A 24191-nucleotide genomic window follows, 5' to 3' on the forward strand; every position below is an offset into this window, starting at 1 on the left:
CGGTTCAGACGGAGCCGCGCTCCCGGTCGTTCTGACGTGTGTGATCGGTCTCCGCTCGGTCTTCTGCCACTCTCGCACGGATCAAGCCAACACCGGAGTTAATTCTTGGCACCGGGCTTGACACGGCATCCGGATTCCGGCGCTCGAGCCGTTCGGGTGTGCGGCGCATTCCGCCCTCGGCGATACCCGGCGGCGGTGTCGCAGGCCCGGCGTAGGGTGAGCGCATGAGCGGAACAGGCGGTGGCCGGATGAGCGCGGCAGCCGCCGCCGGAGGCCGGGGTGCGGGCGGCGGGCGGGTGTCTTCCAGCGATGCGAAGGCTCAGCGGGCCGCCAACGAGCAGGCGCCGAAGATCCCGCATCTGCTGAGCCGCATCTCCGAGCTGTTCGTCCCCTACCGCCCGGCGCTGATCGTCACCGCCATCCTGGTGCTCGTGGGGGCGGCGCTCACCGTCATCCCGCCGCTGCTGACGCAGCAGGCCTTCGACCTCGGCCTGTTCCCCGCGGGCGGCAGGCCCGACATCCCGGTGCTGGCGGAGCTGGTGGGGCTGATGGTGCTGATCTGGGTGGTGTCGGCCGCCCTCGGCATCTGGCAGACCTACCTCACCGCCCGGGTGGGCAACCGGGTGATGGGCGATCTGCGCATCCGTCTGTTCTCGCACCTGCAGCGGATGGAGCTCGCCTTCTTCACCCGCACCAAGACCGGCATCATCCAGTCGCGGCTGCAGAACGACGTGGGCGGCGTGGCCAGCGTGCTCACCAACACGGTGTCGAGCGTTCTCGGCAACACGGTCACCGTGATCGCCGCGCTGGTGGCCATGCTGTTGCTGAGCTGGCAACTCACTCTGGTGGCGGTCATCCTGATGCCGTTGCTGGTGTCGGTGCAGCGGCGGGTGGGGCAGGTGCGCGCGCGCATCGCCTCGCAGACGCAGGAGTCGCTGAGCGACATGACCGCCATCACCCAGGAGACGCTGAGCGTCTCGGGAATCCTGCTGGCCAAGAGCTTCAACCGCCAGGGCGCCGAGGTGGCGCGCTACTCCGCCGAGAACGACAACCAGATCGCCCTGCAGGTGCGCCAGCAGATGAGCGGGCAGTGGTTCTTCGCCATCGTGCAGATCGTGCTCTCGATCGTGCCGGCCATCGTGTACCTGGTGTCGGCCTACCTCATCACCGGGGGTGCCGACATCACGGCCGGCACGATCGTGGCCTTCACGACCGTGCAGGCGCGGCTGATGTGGCCTCTGCTGGGGCTCATGCGGGTGGGGCTCGATCTGCAGACCTCGGGTGCGCTCTTCGCGCGCATCTTCGAATACCTCGACCTGAAGCCGGCCATCGCCGACGCTCCGGATGCGGTGACGCTGACCTCGAGCACGACCGCCGGCCGCGTCGAGTTCGACCACGTGGGCTTCGTGTACCCCGACGGCGAGCCCGAGCATCCGACCCTCGACGACGTGTCGTTCACCGTGCTGCCCGGGCAGTTCGCCGCCTTCGTGGGGCCCTCCGGCGCCGGCAAGACCACGGTGTCGTACCTCGTGCCCCGGCTGTACGAGGCCACCTCGGGCTCGGTGAAGGTCGACGGGCACGACGTGCGCACGCTGAAGCACGAGTCGCTGATCTCGCGCCTGGGCATCGTGAGCCAGGAGACGTACCTCTTCCACGCCACGATCGCCGAGAACCTGCGCTACGCCAAGCCGACGGCGACGGATGCCGAGCTCGAGCAGGCGGCCCGGCGCGCCAACATCCACGAGCGCGTGATGAGCTTTCCGGAGGGCTACGCCACCGTGGTGGGCGAGCGCGGCTACCGGCTCTCCGGCGGCGAGAAGCAGCGGATCGCGATCGCCCGGGTGCTGCTGAAAGACCCGGCCGTGCTCATCCTCGACGAGGCGACCAGCGCGCTGGACTCCATCTCCGAACGGGTGGTGCAAGACGCCCTCGACGCCGCCGCCGACGGGCGCACCACCATCGCCATCGCGCACCGGCTGTCGACCATCGTGAACGCCGACGTGATCTTCGTGGTGGAGGCCGGCCGCATCGTGGAGTCGGGCACCCACGCCGAACTGCTCGCCCGCGGCGGCGCCTACGCCCGCCTCTACGAGCAGCAACTCGCCAGCGCCTGAGCTGAGGCGCGCTACGCTCGCGAGGTGGAGTGGGACGGGCATCAGCGTGGGAGTCGTGCATACCGGCGGGTACTCGCGGGACTGTTCTTCGCGGGCGTCTCGACGTTCGCGCAGCTCTACTCGCCGCAGGCACTGCTGCCCGAGATCTCGGCCGAACTGCGGATCGCGCCGGCCACCGCGGCTCTGACCCTCTCGGTCGCGACCATCGGGCTCGCCGCCGGGGTCATCCCGTGGTCGGTTCTCGCCGACCGGGTCGGCCGGGTGCGGGCGATGACCCTCTCGCTGGCGGGGGCCTCCCTGCTCGGCATCCTGATGCCGCTGGCGCCGAGCATCCCGCTGCTGCTCACGGGCCGCTTCCTGGAGGGCGTGTTCCTCGCCGGGGTTCCGGCGGCGGCCATCGCGTTCCTGCACGAGGAGATCCACCGCACCGACTCCGGGCGCGCCGCGGGCATCTACGTGGCCGGCACCTCGGTGGGCGGACTGCTGGGCCGGGTGGTCGCCGGTCCGATCGGCGAAGCGGTGTCGTGGCGGGTGGGCATCCTGACCGTCGCCGTGCTCTGTGCGCTCTCCACCGTGGCGTTCATGCTGCTGGTGCCGCGGCCCCGCGGCTTCGTGCGGCACGTGCCCGGCAGCGGCACGGCGGGCCTGGCGCACCGCCTCGCCGCGAACCTGCGCTCGCCACGGCTGCTGGCGCTCTATGCGCAGGGCTTTCTGCTGATGGGCGCGTTCGTGGCGCTCTACAACTATCTCGGCTTCCGGCTGATCGGCGAGCCGTTCGACCTGCCGCAGCTGGTGGTCAGCCTGATCTTCTTCGCCTACCTCGGCGGCACCGTCTCGGCCTCGCGGGCCGGCGCACTCGCCGCGCGCTGGGGCTCCCAGCGGGTGCTGGTGGGAGCGGGGCTCGTGATGGCGGCCGGTGCGGCGCTGACCATGATCGACCAGATCGTGGTGGTGTTCGCGGGCCTGCTGATCGCGACGGCGGGGTTCTTCGCGGCGCACGCCGTGGCATCCGGCTGGACGGGCCGCGAGGCGACCGTGGGGAAGGCCCAGGCCGCCTCGCTCTACAACCTCGCCTACTACGCCGGCTCGAGCCTGTTCGGCTGGTTCGGGGGAGTGGCGCTCGCCGCCGCCGGCTGGAACGCCGTGGCGGCGATCATCATCGCCCTCGTGCTCGCCGCCGGCCTGCTCGCGGTGCTGCTGCTCGGCACCCGCCCGGCACCGGTCACGACGCCGTCGAGGTGACCGCGCTCGAGGGCGCCCAGAGGTTGATGTCGCGGTCGCCGGCGAGCTCGTCGATGCGGCTCAGCTCCTCGGCGCTGAACGCGAGGTTCTGCACCGCATCGAGGTTGTCGTCCAGCTGCTGCACCGAGGAGGCGCCGATCAGCACCGAGGTCATCCGCTCGTCGCGCAGCGCCCAGGAGAGCGCGAGCTGGGCGAGGGACTGCCCGCGCGACGCGGCGATGTCGTTGAGGCCGCGCACGCGGTCCAGCGTCTCGTCGCTCAGCATCCGCGTCGACAGCGATCCCGCCCGCGCCGCCCGCGAGTCGGCGGGCACTCCGTCGAGGTAGCGGTCGGTGAGCAGGCCCTGGGCGAGCGGCGAGAACGCGATGCATCCGACGCCCAGCTCGCCGAGGGTGTCGAGCAAACCGTCTTCGATCCACCGATTGAACATCGAGTAGGAGGGCTGCTGGATGAGCAGGGGTGTACCCAGGTCGGCCAGGATCCCGGCCGCCCGGCGGGTCAGCTCGGGCGAGTAGCTGGAGATGCCGGCGTAGAGTGCTCGGCCCGACTGCACGGCGGTGTGCAGCGCGCCCATCGTCTCCTCCAGCGGGGTGTCGGGGTCGACGCGGTGCGAGTAGAAGATGTCGACGTAGTCCAGGCCCATCCGCTCCAGGCTCTGGTCGAGCGAGGCGAGCAGGTACTTGCGCGAGCCGTGGTCGCCGTAGGGGCCGGGCCACATGTCGTAGCCGGCCTTGGTGCTGATCACGAGCTCGTCGCGGTAGCCGGCGAAGTCCTCGGCCAGGATGCGCCCGAAGTTCGACTCGGCGCTGCCGTAGGGCGGCCCGTAGTTGTTGGCCAGGTCGAAGTGGGTGACGCCGCGGTCGAAGGCGCGCTGCAGGATGGCGCGCTGCGTGTCGAGGGGCTTGTCGCCGCCGAAGTTCTGCCAGAGGCCGAGCGAGACGGCGGGCAGCTTGAGGCCGCTGCGGCCGGCGCGGCGGTAGGGGAAGGAATCGTAACGGGTGGGATCGGCGAGGTACGTCATGAGTAGAGTCTGCCCCTCGCACACGGCCGGCGCGCGGTGCGGTGTCCACCCGTAGAGCCCGCGTGACGGATGTGACTAGAGTTGCCCCGTGAGTCACGGGTCGGGCGTGACCACGAAAGGTGCGGGGGCCCATGGCGAAAGACCGATTTTCCGTCAAAGCGGTGAAGCCCGTCTCCGGCAGGCGCCGGGGGCTGGGCATCCAGTCGAAGCTTTTGATCATGCTGCTCTCGGTGAGCATCGGCTCCACCCTCGTGGTGGGCTGGGTGGGCTACGTGAACGGCCGGGACAGCCTGCGCGACGCCGCCTACGATCAGCTCACCAACGTGCGCGAGAGCAAGGCCGACGCGATCCAGACGCTGTTCGACAACATCCGGGGCGGGCTGAGGCTGGACTCCAGCGGCGCCACCGGCAACCAGGCCGCCACCGAGTTCGCGGCGGCGTTCGCCGAGCTGGACACGCAGCCGGTCGATCCCGCCCAGGCCGCGGCGGTCGACGCCTACTACGCCGACACCTTCATCCCCCAGCTCGAGGCACGCACCGGTGAGGAGTCCGCTCCGGAGGTGTTCGAGCCCACCACCAGCGCGCAGACCTACCTGCAGGCGACGTACACGGTGCCGCCGACCGACTTCGACGCCGCCTCGCTCGTGGACGACGCCGGCGACGGCAGCGCCTGGTCGGCGGTGAACGCGAAGTACAACCCCTACTTCCGCGAGATGGTGACCAGCTACCGCTATGAGGACGCCCTCATCCTCGACACCGAGGGCAACGTCGTCTACTCGGTCTACAAGGGGGTGGATCTCGGCACGAACGTGCTGACGGGGCCCTACAAGGGCAGCATCCTGAGCACCGCCTACAGCGCGGCCCTCAACTCGAACGTGATCGACTACAGCGAGATCACCGACTTCGAGCGGTACCAGCCCTCGCTCGGTGTCCCCGCGGCCTGGGGCGTGTCGCCGATCGGCGAGGGCGGCGTGGTGAACGGCGTGCTCGCGGTGCAGCTGCCGCTCTCGGCGATCAACGACGTGATGACCGGCGATCAGGACTGGGCGAACGACGGGCTCGGCCGGACCGGCGAGTCCTACCTCGTGGGGCCCGACAAGACGATGCGCTCGGTGTCGCGGCTGCTGCTGGACGACCCGGAGGAGTTCCAGAAGCTCACGATCACCGGAGGCACGTCGCCGGCGGACGCCCAGCGGATGGTCGACGTGGGCGGGACGGTCGAGATCCAGAGGGTCGACACGGTTCCCGTGAACCGAGCCCTGGCCGGCGAGACCGGCACGGTGCTGGCCAGGAGCTACTTGGGCCGCGACACGCTCGCCGCCTACGCACCGGTCGACGTGGGCGGGGTGCAGTGGGTGATCGTCTCGAGCATCACCACCGCCGAGGCGTTCGCGCCCGTCGACGAGTTCACCCGCAACATCGCGCTGGCCATCCTGGCCATCATCGTGGCGGTCTCACTGCTCTCGCTGCTGCTGGCCCAGGTGTTCGCCCGGCCCGTGCGCACCCTCGTGGGCGCCGTGCGGCAGGTCGCGGGCGGCGACCTCGGCGTGGAGGTCACCTCCAAGACCCGGGACGAGTTCGGCGATCTCTCCACGGCCTTCAACGACATGAGCCGCTCGCTGCAGGTGAAACAGCAGCTGATCGACCAGCAGAAGGCCGAGACGGATCGCCTGCTGCTCAGCGTGATGCCGGAGAAGGTGGCCCGCCGCTACCAGGAGGGCGAGGAGACGATCGCCGAGAGCCATCAGGACGTGGCGGTCATCTACGCCGACCTGATCGGCTTCGACGACTTCGCGGCCTCGCTCAGCACCGACAAGGAGCTGGGCATCCTGAACGAGCTGATGCGGCAGTTCGACGACGCGGCCGCCACCGCCGGGGTGGAGAAGGTGCGCACCCTGCGCACCGGCTACCTCGCCAGTTGCGGACTGATCGTGCCCCGGGTGGACAGCTCGCGGCGCACGGTGGACTTCGCGGTGGAGATGGTGCGGATCGTCGAGCGCTTCAACGCCCAGTACGACGCGCAGGTCTCGATCCGCGCCGGGATCGACAGCGGCACGGTCACCAGCGGCATCGTCGGCAAGGCGAGCATCGCCTACGACATGTGGGGCGACGCCGTCAGCATCGCCAACCGGGTGCAGGAGCTGGCCGGCAAGCCCGGCATCTTCCTCACCCAGCGGGTGCGCGACCGGTTGCCGGACACGACGGGGCTGGTCGAGGTGGGATCGCTGGAGATCAAGGGCGCGCCGCAGGCCGTCTGGCAAGTCTCCTGAGGCGGGGGTAGACGATGTTCGAGATCTGGAAAGAGCCGTGGTTCCCGTGGGCGGTGGGGCTGGCCATCGGCCTGCCGGTCGTGCTGGTGGTGCTCACCGAGGTCTACGGCGCGCTGGTGCGGCGCGGCAGCGCGGCCGCGAAGCCCGTGCGCCTGCTGCGCAACCTCGTGGTGCCGGTGCTCGCGCTGTTCCTGCTGATGACGCTCGCCTCCGACCAGCAGTTCGACGTCACCTGGGTGCGGGTGGTGGGCACGGTTCTCGGCTTCCTGCTCATCCTGCTGCTGCTCTCGGCGTTCAACGTCGCCCTGTTCACCAATGCCACCGAGGGCAGCTGGCAGAAGCGGCTGCCCTCGATCTTCATCGACCTGGCCCGGCTCGCGCTCATCCTCGTGGGGCTCGCCATCCTGTTCTCCTGGGTGTGGGGAGCGGATGTCGGCGGGCTCGTCGCCGCGCTGGGCGTGACCTCGATCGTGATCGGCCTCGCGCTGCAGAACGCGGTCGGCTCGGTCATCTCGGGCCTGCTGCTGCTGTTCGAGCAGCCGTTCAAGCTCGGCGACTTCCTCGACACCCCGGCCGGGCGCGGGCGCGTGGTGGAGGTCAACTGGCGGGCGGTGCACATCGACACCGGCAACGGCATCCAGATCATGCCGAACGCCACGCTGGCGGGTGCCTCGTTCACGAACCTCAGTCAGCCGGCCGGTGCCTACGTGGCCACCGTGGCGGTGAAGTTCACCACCGACGACGCGCCGCACGAGGTGTCGGCGATGCTCGCGACGGTGGCGGCGGGGCTGCCGATGCTCGACCCGGCCGGCAAGCCGGGCGTCAGCTACTCGGGAAACGCGGGCTACACCGTCAGTCTCCCGGTCGTCAGCCCCGCCGTGGAGGGCGAGGCCACGGCGCTGTTCCTCGGCTGGCTCTGGTACGCCGCCCGGCGGCACGACCTCGCGCTCGACGGCGACGCCACCGATCCGGTGAACACGCCGGATCGGGTGCGGGAGGCGCTCGCGCTGGTGGGCCCCTCGTTCAGCCTCGGTGAGGACTACCTCGACACCATCGCCGCGACCTGCCGCCTCGAGCAGTGGGGAGCGGGGGAGACCCTGCAGGTGCCGGGTGTGGTGCCCGACGCGCTGCGGATCGTGATCGAGGGCCGGCTGCTGCTCTCCACGCCGTTCGAGCGGAGCCGTCTGCAGTTCGGCGAGCTCGAGCCGGGCGAGTCGATCGGCCTCACCTCGCTCACCCGGCAGCCCACGTCGTATTTCGCTGTGGCCGCCGGCCCGGTGCTGACGCTGCGGGTGCCGCGTTCCGCGGTCGACGCCGCGGTGCGGATCAATCCGCCGCTGGCCCGCCGCATCGGCGAGCAGCTCGACAACCGGCAGCAGATCTCCGATGACGCCGTGGCGGCCGCCCGCAGCGCCGCCGGAGTCGTCGTGATCGGCGACGGCACAGCAAGTCTGGACTAGACTGAGCGGGTGTTCGTGAATCTTCTCTGTTGTCGTCGCTGAGCGACGAACCTCCCTTCACAGACCCGATTCGTCACCGCCCCAGCCGCCGCTCTCGCTGCGCGCGCCGTGCTCTTCGTGCACGAAGCGGTCGCGAGGCCCAGTCAAGGACACCCGCATGAAGTACGCAGAAAGCGTCATCGACCTCGTCGGTAACACCCCGCTCGTCAAGCTCACCAGCGTGACGAAGGGCATCCAGGCCACGGTTCTCGCCAAGATCGAGTACCTCAACCCCGGCGGCTCCTCGAAAGACCGCATCGCCACCAACATCATCGATGCGGCCGAGCGCGAGGGCCTGTTGAAGCCCGGCGGCACGATTGTCGAGCCCACCTCGGGCAACACCGGCGTCGGCCTCGCCCTGGTGGCCCAGCAGCGCGGGTACCGCTGCGTGTTCGTGCTGCCCGACAAGGTGGGTGAGGACAAGCGCAACGTGCTCACGGCCTACGGCGCCGAGATCGTGGTGACGCCCACGGCCGTCGCGCCCGACGATCCAGACTCCTACTACTCGGTGTCGGATCGGCTCACCCGCGAGATCCCGGGCGCGTTCAAGCCCAACCAGTACTCGAATCCGAACGGGCCGCTCAGCCACTACCAGACCACCGGTCCCGAGATCTGGCGCGACACCGAGGGCGAGATCACGCACTTCGTGGCCGGCGTGGGCACCGGCGGCACCATCAGCGGCACCGGCAAGTACCTCAAGGAGGTCTCCGACGGGCGCGTGCAGATCATCGGCGCCGACCCCGAGGGCTCGGTCTACTCCGGTGGCACGGGGCGCCCCTACCTGGTCGAGGGTGTGGGCGAAGACTTCTGGCCCACGGCCTACGACCCCACCGTGGTCGACGAGATCATCGCGTCGACGGATGCGGAGTCGTTCGAGATGACCCGGCGGCTCGCCCGTGAGGAGGGACTGCTCGTGGGCGGATCCAGCGGCCTCGCGGTGTCCGTCGCGCTCAAGGCCGCACGCGACCTGCCGGCATCCGCCGTGGTCGTCGTTCTGCTGCCCGACGGCGGCCGCGGGTACCTCGGCAAGATCTTCAACGAGAAGTGGATGCGCTCCTACGGCTTCGCCGCCGAGAGCGAGGGCTCCACGGTGCGCGACCTGATCGACCGCAAGACCGGCGGCCTGCCGGCCCTCGTGCACGGGCATCCGAGCGACACCGTGCACGACGCGATCGAGATCATGACCACGTACGGCGTCTCGCAGCTGCCGGTGCTCTCGGCCGAGCCGCCCGTCGTGATGGGCGAGGTGGTCGGCTCGCTCGACGAGCAGACCCTGCTCGACCAGGTGTTCGGCGGCCGGGCGCAGATGACCGACAAGGTGGGCGACTTCCTGGCGCCCGCGCTGCCGCTGATCGGCATCAACGAGCCCGTCTCCGCGGCGCGCCAGGCGCTCACCCAGGCGGCCGCGCTGCTGGTGAGCGACGACGGCAAGCCCGTCGCCGTGATCACCCGGCAAGACCTGCTCACCTTCCTCAGCGAGGCCTGACCGGGCTCCGCCCTCGGCCTCTCCGCTCCATCCCGAAAGAACAGACTCATGGCTTCCCAGAACAGCGATCATTTCGAGACCCGCGCCATCCATGCGGGTCAGGACTTCGACCCCACGACCGGCGCGATCATCCCGCCCGTCTACTTCACCTCCACCTTCGTTCAAGACGGAATCGGCGGCTTCCGCAACGGCTACGAGTACACCCGTGGCGGCAACCCCACCCGGACGGCGCTCGAGACGCAGCTCGCCGCGCTCGAGGGCGCGAAGCACGGCCTCTCGTTCGCCTCGGGCCTCGCGGCCGAGGATGCGCTGCTGCGCGCGCTGCTCGAGCCCGGCGACCGGATCGTGCTGGGCAACGACGTCTACGGGGGCACGCATCGCCTGATCGAGCGGATCCACGGCAAGTGGGGTGTCGAGAACGTCGTCGTCGAGATGTCGGATCTCTCCGCCGTCAGCAAGGCCGTGGCCGGCGGCCGCACCAAGCTGCTCTGGCTGGAGACGCCCTCCAACCCGCTGATGAAGATCAGCGACGTGGCGGAGCTGGCCGAGATCGGCCACGCGGCCGGCGCGCTCGTGGTGGTCGACAACACCTTCGCCTCCCCCTACCTGCAGCAGCCGCTGGCGCTGGGCGCCGACATCGTGGTGCACTCCACCACCAAGTACCTCGGTGGGCATTCGGATGTGCTCGGCGGCGCGGTGGTGCTGAACGACGACGCGCTCGAGGAGAAGGTGCGCTTCCTGCAGTTCGCGGGCGGCGGCGTCCCCGGGCCGATGGATGCCTGGCTCACCTCGCGGGGCATCAAGACCCTCGCCGTGCGGATGGATCGTCACTCCTCGAACGCTCAGGCCATCGCCGAGCACCTGGTGGGGCATCCGGCCCTCGACGCCGTGTACTACCCCGGCCTGCCCACGCACCCCGGCCACGAGCTCGCCAAGCGCCAGATGCGCTCGTTCGGCGGCATGATCTCGCTCGCCCTCAAGGGCGGCCCGAAGGCGGCCCGCAAGTTCGCCGAGTCGACGAAGCTCTTCCAGCTCGCCGAGTCGCTCGGCGGCGTCGAGTCCCTCATCGGCTACCCCTCGGAGATGACCCACGCCTCGGTCAAGGGCACCCCTCTCGAGGTCCCCGAGAACGTCATCCGCCTCTCGGTCGGCATCGAGGCCCTAGACGACCTCCTCGCCGACCTCGACCGCGCCCTCCCCCGCAAGTAGCTCAGAGAGCCGGCTTCGTCGGGGTGTAGAGCCAGGCCGTGAACAGTGCGTCGAGGTCTTGGCCGGAGACCTGCTCGGCGTAGGCGATGAACTGCTCGGTCGACACCGCGGTGCCGGCGTGCTCTTGGGCCCAGCCCTTGATGATGGCGAAGAACGCGTCGTCGCCGACGGCCGTGCGCAGGGCCTGCAGGGTCATCGCTCCGCGGGTGTAGACGGGGGAGTCGAAGATGCCGGCGGATCCCGGATCGGCCACCTGGGTCGACCAGAACGACGCCCCGCCGTCGGCGTCGGGCTCACCGTCGCCGTCCCAGTCGGTGTTGGCGTAGTACGCGTCGAACTGCTGCTGCGGCGTGGGCCCGCCGGTGTGCTCGGCCCAGAGCCACTCGGCGTAGGTGGCGAAGCCCTCGTTCAGCCAGATGTCCGACCAGCGGCTCATCGAGAGACTGTCGCCGTACCACTGGTGCGCGAGTTCGTGCACGACCACCGAGGCATCCGCATCCGCCGGGAAGGCCCAGGCCGGGTAGATCGGCCGGGTCTGGTTCTCGAGCGCGTACGGCAGGTCGTCGCCGGGGGCGATCTCGCCGATGGCGATGCCACCGGCCTCGCGGAACGGGTAGTCGCCGAAGGAGCCCGAGAGGAACCTGATGACCTCGGGCTCCGTGCCGAAGATGGCGCTCGCCACGTCGCCCACGGTCGTGCCTCCGCCGTCGGCCTCGCGGGCGAACAGTTCGGGGTCGATCGCGTCGTAGTAGGTGATGCCGGTCGTGGCATCCGTCTCGGTGTCGATCCGGTAGTCGCCGATCGTGGCAGTGGCCAGGTAGGTGGCCATCGGCTCGTCCATCACCCAGTCCCAGGTGGTGGTGCCGTCGCCGTTGTCCTCTTCGTCGTTCAGGCGCCCGTTGCCGATCACCTGCAGGCCCGTCGGCACCTCGACGCGGGTGCGGAAGGTGGCCTTGTCGGAGGGATGGTCGTTGGCCGGGAACCAGGTGGCGGCCACGCGGGGCTGCCCGACGATCACGGCGCCGTCGGGCGACTGGAACACGCCGGCGGGGCCGAAGGCGTCGTCGATCGTGATGGGCACGCCGGCGTAGTCGACGCGCACCCCGAAGGTGGTCCCGGCGGGGATGCCGGCCGCGGGCACCACGGTCAGCTCGGTGCGCGGCGGGGTGGCCTCGCCGTCGGGGGATCCGGCCTGCTGCGGCTGGCCGGTCACGATGCTGATCGGCGTGCTGGCGAGGCTCCAGCCGGCGTCGGCGCCGTCAATCGTGACGCGATCGATGACGATCGAATCGGTGCCGTCGACGCCGCGGGTGTCGAAGTCGAGGTTGAAGCTCGAGAGGTTCTGGCCGGCCGTGGCGGTGACGATGGTGCCGCCGCGGATGGCGTGGGTTGCGGGATCGTAGGAGACGTCGATGAAGTAGTCGTCGACGTCGTAGCCGCCGTTGCCGTCGAGCGGGTAATAGGGGTCACCGATGCCGGCAGCGCCCGCGGTGAACTCGGCGGGTGCCGGGGCGGTGGGCGCCGGGGTGGGAGCGGCGGTCGGGCCGGGTGCGGGCGTGCCCGCAGGGCAGTCCGCGGCGTTGGCGAAGCTCGCCGGGGGAGCGCCGATTCCGGATGCCAGCAGCGCCAGCACCAGCAGCGGTGCGGCCGCGAACGTGGCGGCCTTGCGGCGCCCGCGCCGAACGAGCAGCCAGGCCGTGCCGGCCCCCACCGCCCCCAGCGCCAGGGCCAGCATCAGCGGCCACGAATCGAAACCAGTTGCGGCGAGCACGCAGTTCGTCACGGATTCCCCATCCTGTCGTGCGAGGAACCTATCCGAGCCGGGGCATCCGTGTCCACTCGCCCCGGTGCCGGGGAGCGAGTGGACACGGGTCAGGCGAGAACGGAGCGGAGTACCGAGAGGCCGTCTTCGAGCAGTTCGTCGCTGATGGTGAGCGGAGGGAGGAAGCGGATCACGTTGCCGTAGGTGCCGCAGGTGAGCAGGATGACGCCTTCGGCGTGCGCGGCCTTCGCCACCCGAGCGGTGAGCGCCGCATCCGGAGCACCCGTCGCCGGGTCGACCAGCTCGATCGCGATCATCGCACCGCGTCCGCGCACGTCGCCGATGCGCGGGTCGACCGTGCGCAGGGCGTTGAGCTTGCCGCGCAGCAGGGTTCCGATCTCGCGGGCGCGGGCCAACAGTTCGCCGTCGATGTAGCTGTCGATGGTGGCGAGGGCCGCGGCGCAGGCGATCGGGTTGCCGGTGTAGGTGCCGCCGAGGCCGCCGGAGTGCGCCGAGTTCATGATCTCGGCGCGGCCGGTGACCGCCGAGAGCGGGAGGCCGCCGGCGATGCCCTTGGCCGTGACGATGAGGTCGGGGTCGATGCCCTCGTGCTCGCTGGCGAAGAAGTCGCCGGTGCGCGCGAAGCCGGTCTGCACCTCGTCGGCGATGAACACCACGTCGTTGGCGCGGGCCCAGTCCAGCAGCGCCTTGAGGAAGCCTTCGGCCGGCACGATGAAGCCGCCCTCGCCCTGGATGGGCTCGACGATCAGCGCGGCGAGGTTGGCTGTGCCGATCTGCTTCTCGATCTGGTCGATGGCGCGGGCGGCCGCCTCGGCGCCGGAGAGGCCGCCGTCGCGGAAGGGGTAGGAGAGGGGAGCGCGGTACACCTCGGGGGCGAACGGGCCGAAGCCGCTCTTGTACGGCATCGCCTTGGCGGTGAGCGCCATCGTGAGGTTGGTGCGGCCGTGGTAGGCGTGGTCGAAGGCGACCACGGCCTGCTTGCCGGTGAAGTGCCGGGCGATCTTGATCGCGTTCTCGACGGCTTCGGCACCGGAGTTGAACAGGGCCGAGCGTTTGTCGAAATCGCCCGGGGTGAGCTCGTTGAGCTTCTCGGCCACGGCTACGTAGCCCTCGTAGCCGGTGATGGTGAAGCTGGTGTGCGTGAAGGCCTCGACCTGGCGCTGCACGGCCTCGACCACCGCGGGGGCGGAGTTGCCGACACCGGTCACCGCGATGCCCGATCCGAGGTCGATCAGGGTGTTGCCGTCAATGTCGCGCACGACGCCCCCGCCCGCCGCCTCGACGTAGACCGGCAGCATCACGCCGACACCGTCGGCCACGGCCGCGGTCTTCCGTGCGTGCATGGCCTGCGACTTCGGGCCGGGGATGGCGGTCACGAGCTCGCGGTGCTGGGGGAGCTCCGGGCCGCCGGTGATGCGGGCGGTGGTGTCGGGGGCGAGCGGGGCGGGGGCGGATGTCATGGCGGTCTCCAGAGGCACGGTCAGGTGCTCTCACGGTAGGGCCGGGGCATCCGGAGGCCCATTGCCGGATCGGCGTTATGCTCAGGTGCGGCTGCCGGAATGGCATCACGATCAGGCGAAGGATCGTGGGGAAGCTGGGGGCCGAACAGGAGGAGAACGGATGCCGGTCACACTGAGCGAGCTGCTCGCGACGCCCGCGCTGAACCTGGTGCGGCTCACGGCTCAGGTGTCGACGCCGGCGCCCGGGGAGGCGGCCGCCGATCCCGAGCTGCTCTGGTCGCACGCCTCCGACCTCGACGACCCCAGCCCCTTCCTCGAACCGGGCCAGCTGCTGCTGACGACGGGCCGGCAGTTCTCCGAATACCACGTCGCGGACGAGTACCACGACTACGTGGGGCGGCTGCAACGGGCCGGGGTGGTGGCGCTGGGCTTCGGCACCGAGGTGCTGCGGGTGACGCCGCCCGAGCTCGTCGACGCCTGCGACGCTGCCGGGATGCCTCTTCTGGAGGTGCCCTACGCCACCCCGTTCATCGCGGTGAGCCGCCAGATCGCCGACCGGCTCGCCGCGGAGGCCCGGCAGCAGCTGGAGTGGACCCTGGTCTCGCAGGAGGCCGTCTCCCGCGCCGCCTCGACCAGTGGCGGGCTCTCGGCGGCGGTCGAGCGCGCGGCGGCCGTGCTGGGATGCGCGGTGCGGGTGGTCGACGCCGACGGCGGGCTGGTGGAAGCCGCCGATCCGCCCGGCGAGAGCGGCGCGGAGCCGCCCGGTGTGCGCCGGCGCGCCTCGGAGCTGCTCGGCCGGGGCAACCGTGCTCGGGACGGCGGCGTCGACGAGGCCACCGGCCGGCACTGGATCGTGCAGACCGTGGGCGGCACCGGTCGCCTCCGCGGCGCGGTGGCCGTGATCCGGCCGTCGGCGTTCGGGGTGGCCGAGGAGTCGGTGCTCACCGTTCTCACGGCACTCACCGAGCTGTCGTTCGAGCATGCCGAAGACCGCCGGATGGGGCTGCGCGCGATCGCCGAGCAGTTCTTCCAGCTGCTGCGCGACGGGCGCATCGACTCGGTGCGCAAGGGACTGCGCTCGATGCCGATGCGACTGCCGCGGGAGCCGTTCTCGGTGATCGCGCTGACCCTCGCCGAGCTGGGGCCCGGCATCCGCGACGCCGTCGAACGGCTGGCCGCCCGGCCTCCGCAGCGGCTGTTCGCCGCCGCCGACGAGCAGCGCCTCTTCCTGCTGGCCGACGCCGTCTCGCTGCCGGCCGCGCGGGCGCTGCTCGCGGGGGCCGAGGTGCGTGCGGGGGAGTCGGATCCGGCCACCTGGTCGCAGCTGGACACCGCCATCAGCCAGGCCGGGCGCTCCCTCGACAGCGCGCCGGCCGGGCAGCTGCTGAGCTTCTCGCGGCTGGTGAGCGAGAACGTGTTCGGCCTGCTGGCCTCCTCGCAGGTCTCCGACATCGCCCACGCGCGGCTGCAGCGGCACCTGTCGGGAGAACGGGGCCGGCGCCGGCTGGTCGAGGCCTCGGTGTGGCTGCGGCACAACGGATCGTGGGAGCCCGCGGCCCGGGAGCTGGGCATGCACCGGCACAGCCTGAAGGCCCGGATCGGCGAGCTCTCGACCGAGCTCGGCCTGCCGCTGGACACGTTCCAGGGCCGCGCCGAGCTCTGGGTGCTGCTCGCCGCGGTGGAGGTCGGTTAGCGTCAGCCGTGGGCGAGCAGCTCGAGCGCCACGACGGCGAGACCGAGACCGGGCTGACCGCGAACCGCGGCCGCTCGCCGGCTACCCTCGCTTCGTCACGCTGCCCAAGGGCGCAGGCGCCGGGCAGGGTGCGGGTGCACCGGCTGGTGCGACCGGCGGGGGCCGCCGGCTGCGGCGCTGGCCGAGCAGCACACCGCCCAGCACGAGCGCGGTGCCGGCTGCCTGAAGCGGCCCGAACGCCTCGCCGGCCAGCAGGGTGCCGAGCAGCACCCCCGTCACGGGGTTGAGCAGCCCGACGAGTCCCACGGCGCCCGCGGGCAGGTGGCGCAGTCCCGTGAACCAGGCCACGAAGGCCAGGGCCGTGGCGACGAGCGAGACGTAGGCGAAGGCCAGCACGGCCGGGAGGTCGAGCTGCGGGGGTGGCCCCTCGCTCACCGCGGCGATCGGGAGCAGGAGCAGACCGCCCGCGATCAGCTGCCACGACGTGAGGGCGAGTGTGCTCACGGGCGCGGCGCCGTCGGCGGTGCGCGACCACCGCTTGGTGAGGATGAACCCCACCGAGGAGAGCCCCATCGCCCCGAGCGAGACCGCCACGCCCCGCGGATCGATGCCGCCGCCCGGGCCGGCCGATCCGCCACCCAGCAGCATCACGCACACCCCGGTGAAGCCGATGGCGGCCCCGAGCAGCGAGAACAGGCCCGGCCGCTCGCCGAGCAGGGGCCAGGCCAGAAGCATCAGCACGGCGGCCGAGCTCGCCATGATCGTGGAGGCGACACTCGTGGGCAGCAGTTGCGAGGCCAGATAGATGAGCACGAAGAAGGCGCCGACGTTCAGGATGCCGAGCACGGCCGAGCGCCACCACCACGATCCGCGGGGTCGCTGCCGGGCGACGGCGAGCAGCAGCAGCCCCGCGGGCAGGGCGCGGATCGCGGCACCCCAGAGCGGGCTGTCGACGGGCAGGAACTGGCGCGTCACGTAATAGTTGGAGCCCCAGGCGACGGGCGCGATCGCCGTGATCAGGATCCATCGCCATTTTGCTTCCATGGAAGCTACTATAGCTTCCATGGAAGATATCCGCGACGACCGTGTCGACCTGATCCAGTCCGAATGGCGGCGCGAGCGGCCCGACCTCGACGTGTCGCCCCAGGGGCTGATCGGCCGGCTGCACCGGGTGGCCGCGGCCCTCACCGGCGAACTCGTGCCGGTCTATGCGCGACACGGCCTGAGTGAGGGGGAGTTCGACGTGCTGGCCACGCTGCGCAGGGCCGGCGCGCCCTACGAACGGGCGCCGGGCGAACTCGCCGCCCACACCATGGTCACCACCGGCGCGATGACCAAGCGCCTCGACCGGCTCGCCGAGGCGGGGCTCGTGGCGCGCGGTCCGGCCGTCGGTGACGGGCGTCGGCGGGTGGTCGCGCTGACGGAGCGGGGGCGGCACGTGATCGACGCGGCGTTCGAGGAGCACATGGCCAACGAGCACCGACTCGCGGCGCTCCTGGGCGACGAGGATCGGTCCGCGCTGGGGCCCGTGCTGCGACGCTGGCTGCTCGCTCTCGACGGGTAGTGCCGCACCCGTGCGCGACACGCCCGGAGCGCCGGATGTCGGTGGCCGAAGTTATCCTCAGACCCATCGGGCCCCACTCTCCACAGCGCAAGCCAGAAGAGCGGTTTTTCGCCGATCTGCCTGTGGATGAACAGGGCGAAAAGATGTGCACAGGTGTGGAGAGGCTGTGGATAATTACACGGGTGTAACACTTCATCTAGGGGTGCTCGATATCGCGACCAACTATATGTAGTATTGAAGTCCCGGCACCGAGCGCCCACGAAAACGGTGGACACAGGCCTGGCAACGTCCTAATTCCATCGTTCTTCCTCACTCGAGAAAGGTGCTTTTCCTATGGCAATCACGGTCTACACGAAGCCCTCCTGCGTTCAGTGCACCGCTACCTACCGCGCCCTCGAGAACAAGGGTCTCGAGTTCGAGATCTTCGACCTCTCGGTCGACGAGAAGGCCCTCGAAACCGTCAAGGAGCTGGGCTACCTCCAGGCTCCCGTGGTGATGACCTCCGAAGGCGATCACTGGTCGGGCTTCCGACCCGACAAGATCGCCGAGCTGGCCAGCCGCGCCTCGGCCTAGAGCGTTGTCCGACGACCTCGTCTACTTCTCGAGCGTCTCCGGCAACACCCACCGCTTCGTCGAGTCGCTCGGTCGCCCTGCCTCGCGCATCCCGATCTACGCTCGCGACGAGAAGCTGAAGGCGACCAAGCCGTTCGTCCTGGTCCTCCCCACCTACGGCGGGGGCGGCCTCGGCGGAGCGGTTCCCAAGCAAGTGATCCACTTCCTCAACGACGAGCAGAACCGATCGCTCATCCGCGGCGTCATCGCCGCCGGCAACACCAATTTCGGCGAGGCCTACTGCCTTGCGGGCGACATCGTCGCGCGCAAAACAGGAACCCCGCTGCTCTATCGATTCGAAGTATTCGGAACCCCGGATGACCGCGAGGCCGTCCAGATTGGATTGGACAGACTGTGGAAGCAACTCTGATCGACGCCCCCACCGCGGCGCCGGCGCTGGATTACCACTCGCTCAACGCGATGCTGAACCTCTACGACGCCGACGGACGCATCCAGTTCGACAAAGACAAAGAGGCGGCCAAGCAGTACTTCCTGCAGCACGTCAACCAGAACACGGTCTTCTTCCACAACCTGCGCGAGCGCCTGGACTACCTGATCGAGAAGGAGTACTACGAGCGCGAGCTGATCGAGTCGTACTCGTTCGAGTTCATCCAGAAGCTCAACGACCTCGCCTACTCGAAGAAGTTCCGCTTCGAGACCTTCCTCGGCGCGTTCAAGTACTACACCAGCTACACGCTCAAGACCTTCGACGGCAAGCGCTACCTCGAGCGCTTCGAAGACCGCGTGGTGATGACCGCGCTCGGCCTCGCCCAGGGCGACGAGCAGCTCGCGATCAACCTGGTCGAAGAGATCATCGGCGGCCGCTTCCAGCCGGCCACCCCCACCTTCCTCAACACCGGCAAGGCGCAGCGCGGCGAGCTCGTCTCCTGCTTCCTGCTGCGCATCGAAGACAACATGGAGTCGATCGCCCGCGGCATCAACTCGGCCCTGCAGCTGTCCAAGCGCGGCGGCGGCGTGGCGCTTCTGCTGTCGAACATCCGCGAGGCCGGTGCCCCGATCAAGCAGATCGAGAACCAGTCCTCGGGCATCATCCCCGTGATGAAGCTGCTCGAAGACAGCTTCAGCTACGCCAACCAGCTCGGCGCCCGTCAGGGTGCGGGTGCGGTGTACCTGTCGGCGCACCACCCCGACATCATGAAGTTCCTCGACACCAAGCGCGAGAACGCCGACGAGAAGATCCGCATCAAGACGCTGTCGCTCGGCGTGGTCGTGCCCGACATCACCTTCGAGCTGGCCAAGAACGACGAAGACATGTACCTGTTCTCGCCGTACGACGTCGAGAAGGTCTACGGCCTGCCTTTCGGCGACATCTCGGTCACCGAGAAGTACCGCGAGATGGTCGACGACCCGCGCATCCGCAAGACCAAGATCAAGGCCCGCGAGTTCTTCCAGACGCTCGCCGAGATCCAGTTCGAGTCCGGCTACCCGTACATCATGTACGAAGACACCGTGAACAAGGCGAACCCCATCAAGGGCCGCATCAACATGTCGAACCTGTGCTCGGAGATCCTCCAGGTCAACACGCCCACGACCTACAACGAAGACCTGTCCTACGACGCCATCGGCAAGGACATCTCGTGCAACCTGGGCTCGCTGAACATCGCGCTCACCATGGACTCGCCCGACTTCGGCCGCACCGTCGAGACCGCCATCCGCGGCCTCACCTCGGTGTCGAATCAGTCGCACATCACCTCGGTGCGCTCGATCGAAGACGGCAACGACAAGTCGCACGCCATCGGCCTCGGCCAGATGAACCTGCACGGCTACCTGGCCCGCGAGCGCGTGTACTACGGCTCGGAGGAGGGTGTCGACTTCACGAACATCTACTTCTACACCGTGCTCTTCCACGCCCTGCGTGCCTCGAACGCGATCGCCATCGAGCGCAGCGAGAAGTTCGACGGCTTCGACGACAGTACCTACGCCTCGGGCGAGTTCTTCGACAAGTACACGGATGCCGAGTGGGTGCCGGCCACGGCCCGCGTCGCCGAGCTGTTCGAGACCTCGAACATCCACATCCCCACGCAGGCCGACTGGCTCGAGCTCAAGGCCTCCATCCAGGCCCACGGCATCTACAACCAGAACCTGCAGGCCGTGCCGCCCACCGGGTCGATCTCGTACATCAACAACTCCACCTCGTCGATCCACCCGGTCGCCTCGAAGATCGAGATCCGCAAGGAGGGCAAGATCGGGCGCGTCTACTACCCGGCGCCGTTCCTCACGAACGACAACCTCGAGTACTACGACGACGCCTACGAGATCGGTGCCGAGAAGATCATCGACACCTACGCCGCGGCCACGCAGCACGTCGACCAGGGCCTCTCGCTGACGCTGTTCTTCAAGGACACCGCCACCACGCGCGACATCAACAAGGCCCAGATCTACGCCTGGCGCAAGGGCATCAAGACCATCTACTACATCCGTCTCCGCCAGCTGGCCCTCGAGGGCACGGAGATCGATGGCTGCGTCTCCTGCATGCTCTGATCATCCCCTCGCCGACTGAATTCTGAACCGGAAAAGACCATGACCCCTCCTCCCTCCGAGCCGCTCAAGCTGCTCAACAAAGTGCAGGCGATCAACTGGAACCGCATCCAGGACGAGAAAGACGTCGAGGTGTGGAACCGGCTGGTGAACAACTTCTGGCTGCCCGAGAAGGTGCCACTGTCGAACGACGTGCAGTCGTGGAACACGCTCACGCCGGCCGAGCAGCAGCTCACCATGCGCGTGTTCACGGGGCTCACCCTGCTCGACACCATCCAGGGCACGGTGGGCGCGGTGTCGCTGATCCCGGATGCGCTGACCCCGCACGAGGAGGCCGTCTACACGAACATCGCGTTCATGGAGTCGGTGCACGCCAAGTCGTACTCGTCGATCTTCTCGACGCTGTCGAACACGAAAGACATCGACGAGGCGTTCCGCTGGTCGACCGAGAACCCGAACCTGCAGAAGAAGGCCTCGATCGTTCTCGACTACTACCACGGCGACGACCCGCTGAAGCGGAAGGTCGCCTCGACGCTGCTCGAGAGCTTCCTCTTCTACAGCGGCTTCTACCTGCCGATGTACTGGTCGTCGCACGCGAAGCTCACGAACACGGCCGACCTCATCCGCCTCATCATCAAAGACGAGGCCGTGCACGGGTACTACATCGGCTACAAGTTCCAGCGCGGGCTGGAGCTCGTCGACCAGGCCAAGCGCGACGAGATCAAGGACTACGCCTTCTCGCTGCTGTACGACCTCTACGAGAACGAGGTGCAGTACACGCAAGACCTGTACGACGAGGTGGGCCTCACCGAAGACGTCAAGAAGTTCCTGCACTACAACGCGAACAAGGCGCTGATGAACCTCGGCTACGAGCCGATGTTCCCGAAGCAGGTCACCGACGTGAACCCGGCCATCCTCTCGGCCCTGTCGCCGAACGCCGACGAGAACCACGACTTCTTCTCGGGCTCGGGCTCCTCCTACGTGATCGGCAAGGCCGTGGTCACCGAAGACGAGGACTGGGACTTCTAGGGGCGTGCGCGCGGCGAGCGGGCGGCTCGCCTGGCCGGACTTCGCCCGCGGGGTGAGCATCGTGCTCGTGGTGCTTCTGCACCTGTTCCTGCTGCACTACATCTACTTCTTCTACGGGTCCGAGGGGTCGGAGGCGGTCACCGCCGTCGTCGACTTCTCCGCCCCGTTGCGGATGCCGCTGTTCTTCCTGGTGTCGGGGTACCTCGCCACCCGGGCGGTGCGGCGGCCCTGGGTGGCGGACGCGCGGGCGCGGGTGTGGACACCGGGCTACCTCTTCGTGATCTGGCTGGTGCTCAACCTGCTGGTCGACCTCGGTCGCGAGCGGTGGGGCTCGGGTGGCCCCGTCGACCCGCTCCCGTTCCTCGGCGGCAACCTCGTCTGGCCGCAGACGGTGCTCTGGTACCTCTACGCCCTCGTGCTGTTCTACGTGGTGACCCGTCTGACGCGCCGGGTGCCGGCATCCGTCGTCGTCGGCGTCGGTGTGCTGCTCTCGGTGGTCGGCACCACGTGGTTCGAGGGCCTCGGCGAGAGCCTGCTGCGCTGCTTCGTGTTCTACGTGCTGGCGGCCCGGGCACCCGAGCTGGTCGACTGGGTCGTCGCCCACTCGAGGATCGGGCCACTGCTCGCCGCCGCCCTGAGCTACACGGCGCTCACCCTGCTCTACGTACTGACGTCGATCGACTTCGGCATCTACCTGCTGGCCGGCGTCGCGGGCGTGGTGTTCGGCATCCAGCTCGCCGTGCGGGTGGGCGGGCACCGGATGGCGTCGCCGCTGCGCTACCTCGGCCGGCACACGCTCGCGATCTTCCTGGTGCACCCCTTCGTGTTCATCGCCGCGAACGACGTGTTCGTGCAGCATCCGGAACTAGCCGAAGGCATCCGGGACCGCCCCTGGCTGGTCGCCGCCTACCCCTGGGTGCTGCTGGCGGTCACGCTGGCACTCTGCGTGGGTGTGGAGGCCCTGGCAAACCGCCTGGGCCTGGGCTTCCTGTTCGCGCTCCCGTCGCCCCGCCCGAGTCCCCTCGCGCGACGCTGACCGCAGGTCAGCCCCACCCCCTCGTCGACCCGTCACTCAGTCCCGCTTTGACGCCCGGAAAGCGGGACTGAGTGACGGGTCGATGAGGGGTGTTCGGGGATCTAGAGCTGCGGGACGGCGCGGGCGGCGTACTGCTCGCGGATGACGGGGCGGTGGTCGGGCGTGGGCTCGGCCGCGAGCGAGATCGGCCAGGCCGGGCGTTCGCCGCTGAGGGCCCAGCCGGCCTGCGTGGCCGCGCCGTCGGCGACGTACTCGCCGGGCTGCGGAACCGTGACGGGCACGTCGAACACCTGGGCGGCGATCGCCTGCACGGCGGGGTTGAGTGCCGCGCCGCCGATCAGCAGCAGCCGCTCGGGCACCACGCCCACCCGGCGCACGGCGTCGAGGCCGTCGGCCAGGCCGCACAGCAGCCCCTCGATCGCCGCACGGGCGAGGCCTTCGCGGGTGGTGGACGCGAGGGTCATGCCGAACAGGGTGGCCGTGGCATCCGGCAGGTTGGGGGTGCGCTCGCCCTCGAAGTAGGGCTGCAGCACGAGGCCGCCGGCTCCGGCCGGAGCGGCCAGGGCGAGCTCGCCGAGCGTGGCGTGGTCGACGCCGAGCAGCGCGGCGGTGCTGTCGAGGATGCGGGCGGCGTTGAGCGTGGCGACCAGGGGGAGGAAGGCGCCCGAGGCGTCGGCGAACCCGGCGACGGTGCCCGTGGCATCCGCCGACGGCTCGCCGGTGACTGCGAAGACGGTGCCGCTGGTGCCGATCGACACCACGACGTCGCCCTCGGTGGCGCCGAGACCCAGCGCGGCGCCGGCGTTGTCGCCCGCGCCGGCCGCGATCACGATGCCCTCGGGGATGCCGACGGGGGCGGCGGAGGACGAGCCACCCGCGGCCCCGGAGGGCGTCGCCGAGAACGCCACCGTGCGCCCGGCGGCCTCGGCCGGCCCGAGCACCCGGGGCAGCACGGCGTCGTGGCCGAGGGTCGCGACCAGCAGCTCGCGGTCGTACTCGCCGAGCAGCGGGTTCCAGTAGGAGGTGCCGCTGGCGTCCGAGCGATCGGTGACCAGCTCGTCGAGCACCGGGCCGAGCGGGGAGACCGAGGCCGGCCCGAAGCCGCGCAGACGCCAGGTCAGCCAGTCGTGGGGGAGGGCGACCGCCGCCACGCGCGCCGCGGCCTCCGGCTCGGCGTCGCGCAGCCAGCGCAGCTTGGTGGCGGTGAACGAGGCGACCGGAACGGATCCGGTGCGCTCGGCCATGCCCTCGGCGCCGAACTCCTCGATCAGCGCGCGGGCGGCCGGTGCCGAGCGGGTGTCGTTCCAGAGCAGGGCGGGGCGGATGACGGCACCGTGCTCGTCGAGCACGACCATGCCGTGCTGCTGGCCGGCCACTGCGAGGGCCGCCACGTCGTCGAGGCCGCCGGCGTCGGCGATGGCGGTGAGCAGCGCGTCCCACCAGGCCTCGGGGTCGACCTCGGTGCCGGCGGGGTGCGAGGCGCGCCCCTGCCGCACGAGGGCTCCGGTGGCGAGGTCGCGGATGACGACCTTGCAGCTCTGGGTGGATGAGTCGATGCCGGCGACGAGCGTCATTGGTGTCTCCTGGTGATGCGGATGCTGTGGGAGCGATTCAGAAAAGTTCTGAGTGACAACATATTAGACTTGCTTTTGGAAAACTACTCGTGCGAAAGTA

General features: G+C 69.6%; 18 protein-coding genes. 13 read left to right on the plus strand and 5 right to left on the minus strand.

Translation table 11 applies throughout. From position 1 onward, the window contains the following. Nucleotides 1-224 precede the first annotated feature (224 nt). Together ACN4JJ_RS02390 and ACN4JJ_RS02395 are read left to right on the plus strand one after the other, a co-directional pair. Nucleotides 225-2114, plus strand: a complete 1890-nt coding sequence (locus ACN4JJ_RS02390; protein WP_440708303.1) for an ABC transporter ATP-binding protein — start codon at nucleotides 225-227, stop codon at nucleotides 2112-2114. A 24-nt stretch (nucleotides 2115-2138) separates the two neighbouring features. After that, nucleotides 2139-3356 (plus strand): MFS transporter, encoded by a 1218-nt coding sequence (locus ACN4JJ_RS02395; RefSeq protein ID WP_440708304.1) that lies wholly within the window; start codon nucleotides 2139-2141, stop codon nucleotides 3354-3356. Here ACN4JJ_RS02395 and mgrA read toward each other — a convergent pair. Beyond that, entirely contained in the window at nucleotides 3337-4377 is a 1041-nt protein-coding gene (gene mgrA, locus ACN4JJ_RS02400; protein ID WP_440708305.1) for an L-glyceraldehyde 3-phosphate reductase, read from the minus strand. The two genes, ACN4JJ_RS02395 and mgrA, sit on opposite strands and share 20 nt — an antisense overlap. Nucleotides 4378-4508: 131 nt before the next feature. Between mgrA and ACN4JJ_RS02405 the strand changes: the two genes are divergently transcribed. From ACN4JJ_RS02405 to ACN4JJ_RS02420, 4 genes are all read left to right on the plus strand, one after another. Beyond that, a complete protein-coding gene (locus ACN4JJ_RS02405; RefSeq protein ID WP_440708306.1) occupies nucleotides 4509-6647 on the plus strand; it encodes an adenylate/guanylate cyclase domain-containing protein in 2139 nt (712 codons plus the stop codon). A 14-nt stretch (nucleotides 6648-6661) separates the two neighbouring features. Further along, a complete protein-coding gene (locus ACN4JJ_RS02410) occupies nucleotides 6662-8107 on the plus strand; it encodes a mechanosensitive ion channel domain-containing protein (protein ID WP_440708307.1) in 1446 nt (481 codons plus the stop codon). A gap of 157 nt (nucleotides 8108-8264) precedes the next feature. Then, nucleotides 8265-9632, plus strand: coding sequence for a cystathionine beta-synthase (locus tag ACN4JJ_RS02415; RefSeq protein ID WP_440708308.1), 1368 nt, complete (start codon nucleotides 8265-8267; stop codon nucleotides 9630-9632). 48 nt (nucleotides 9633-9680) lie between these two features. Next, a complete protein-coding gene (locus ACN4JJ_RS02420) occupies nucleotides 9681-10841 on the plus strand; it encodes a cystathionine gamma-synthase (protein ID WP_440708309.1) in 1161 nt (386 codons plus the stop codon). 1 nt (nucleotide 10842) lies between these two features. On the opposite strand, the gene ACN4JJ_RS02425 is transcribed toward ACN4JJ_RS02420, so the two are convergent. Further along, complete coding sequence (locus ACN4JJ_RS02425) at nucleotides 10843-12624, minus strand: M1 family metallopeptidase (RefSeq protein ID WP_440708310.1); 1782 nt, start codon at nucleotides 12622-12624, stop codon at nucleotides 10843-10845. An 89-nt stretch (nucleotides 12625-12713) separates the two neighbouring features. Beyond that, nucleotides 12714-14084, minus strand: a complete 1371-nt coding sequence (gabT, locus tag ACN4JJ_RS02430; RefSeq protein WP_440708311.1) for a 4-aminobutyrate--2-oxoglutarate transaminase — start codon at nucleotides 14082-14084, stop codon at nucleotides 12714-12716. Nucleotides 14085-14244: 160 nt separating this feature from the next. On the opposite strand from gabT, the gene ACN4JJ_RS02435 reads away from it, so the two are divergent. Next, nucleotides 14245-15777 (plus strand): PucR family transcriptional regulator, encoded by a 1533-nt coding sequence (locus tag ACN4JJ_RS02435; RefSeq protein WP_440708312.1) that lies wholly within the window; start codon nucleotides 14245-14247, stop codon nucleotides 15775-15777. 81 nt (nucleotides 15778-15858) lie between these two features. Here the strand turns inward: ACN4JJ_RS02435 and ACN4JJ_RS02440 are convergent, their stop codons facing one another. Beyond that, nucleotides 15859-16821 (minus strand): DMT family transporter, encoded by a 963-nt coding sequence (locus tag ACN4JJ_RS02440; protein ID WP_440708313.1) that lies wholly within the window; start codon nucleotides 16819-16821, stop codon nucleotides 15859-15861. 19 nt (nucleotides 16822-16840) lie between these two features. Between ACN4JJ_RS02440 and ACN4JJ_RS02445 the strand changes: the two genes are divergently transcribed. From ACN4JJ_RS02445 to ACN4JJ_RS02470, 6 genes are all read left to right on the plus strand, one after another. Next, the gene (locus tag ACN4JJ_RS02445) at nucleotides 16841-17341 is read left to right on the plus strand and encodes a MarR family winged helix-turn-helix transcriptional regulator (RefSeq protein WP_440708314.1); all 501 of its coding nucleotides are present in this window, start codon (nucleotides 16841-16843) and stop codon (nucleotides 17339-17341) included. 333 nt (nucleotides 17342-17674) lie between these two features. Continuing rightward, nucleotides 17675-17914, plus strand: coding sequence for a glutaredoxin-like protein NrdH (nrdH, locus tag ACN4JJ_RS02450; RefSeq protein WP_171705925.1), 240 nt, complete (start codon nucleotides 17675-17677; stop codon nucleotides 17912-17914). A gap of 4 nt (nucleotides 17915-17918) precedes the next feature. Further along, nucleotides 17919-18323 carry a class Ib ribonucleoside-diphosphate reductase assembly flavoprotein NrdI gene (gene nrdI, locus ACN4JJ_RS02455; protein ID WP_440708315.1) on the plus strand — a complete coding sequence of 135 codons (405 nt, stop codon included), beginning with the start codon at nucleotides 17919-17921 and terminating at the stop codon, nucleotides 18321-18323. Next, the gene (gene nrdE / locus ACN4JJ_RS02460) at nucleotides 18308-20455 is read left to right on the plus strand and encodes a class 1b ribonucleoside-diphosphate reductase subunit alpha (RefSeq protein WP_440708316.1); all 2148 of its coding nucleotides are present in this window, start codon (nucleotides 18308-18310) and stop codon (nucleotides 20453-20455) included. Before nrdI ends, nrdE begins: the two co-directional genes overlap by 16 nt. Nucleotides 20456-20494: 39 nt before the next feature. Next, nucleotides 20495-21481 carry a class 1b ribonucleoside-diphosphate reductase subunit beta gene (gene nrdF / locus ACN4JJ_RS02465; RefSeq protein WP_440708317.1) on the plus strand — a complete coding sequence of 329 codons (987 nt, stop codon included), beginning with the start codon at nucleotides 20495-20497 and terminating at the stop codon, nucleotides 21479-21481. A gap of 4 nt (nucleotides 21482-21485) precedes the next feature. Then, on the plus strand, nucleotides 21486-22517 hold the full coding sequence (locus ACN4JJ_RS02470) for an acyltransferase family protein (RefSeq protein WP_440708318.1): 1032 nt from the start codon (nucleotides 21486-21488) through the stop codon (nucleotides 22515-22517). Nucleotides 22518-22618: 101 nt separating this feature from the next. Here ACN4JJ_RS02470 and xylB read toward each other — a convergent pair whose 3' ends face one another. Next, nucleotides 22619-24091 (minus strand): xylulokinase, encoded by a 1473-nt coding sequence (xylB, locus tag ACN4JJ_RS02475; RefSeq protein ID WP_440708319.1) that lies wholly within the window; start codon nucleotides 24089-24091, stop codon nucleotides 22619-22621. Nucleotides 24092-24191: the final 100 nt, after the last annotated feature.

The organism is Herbiconiux dendrobii, assembly GCF_052048175.1.
In the GTDB taxonomy this organism is placed as follows: domain Bacteria; phylum Actinomycetota; class Actinomycetes; order Actinomycetales; family Microbacteriaceae; genus Herbiconiux.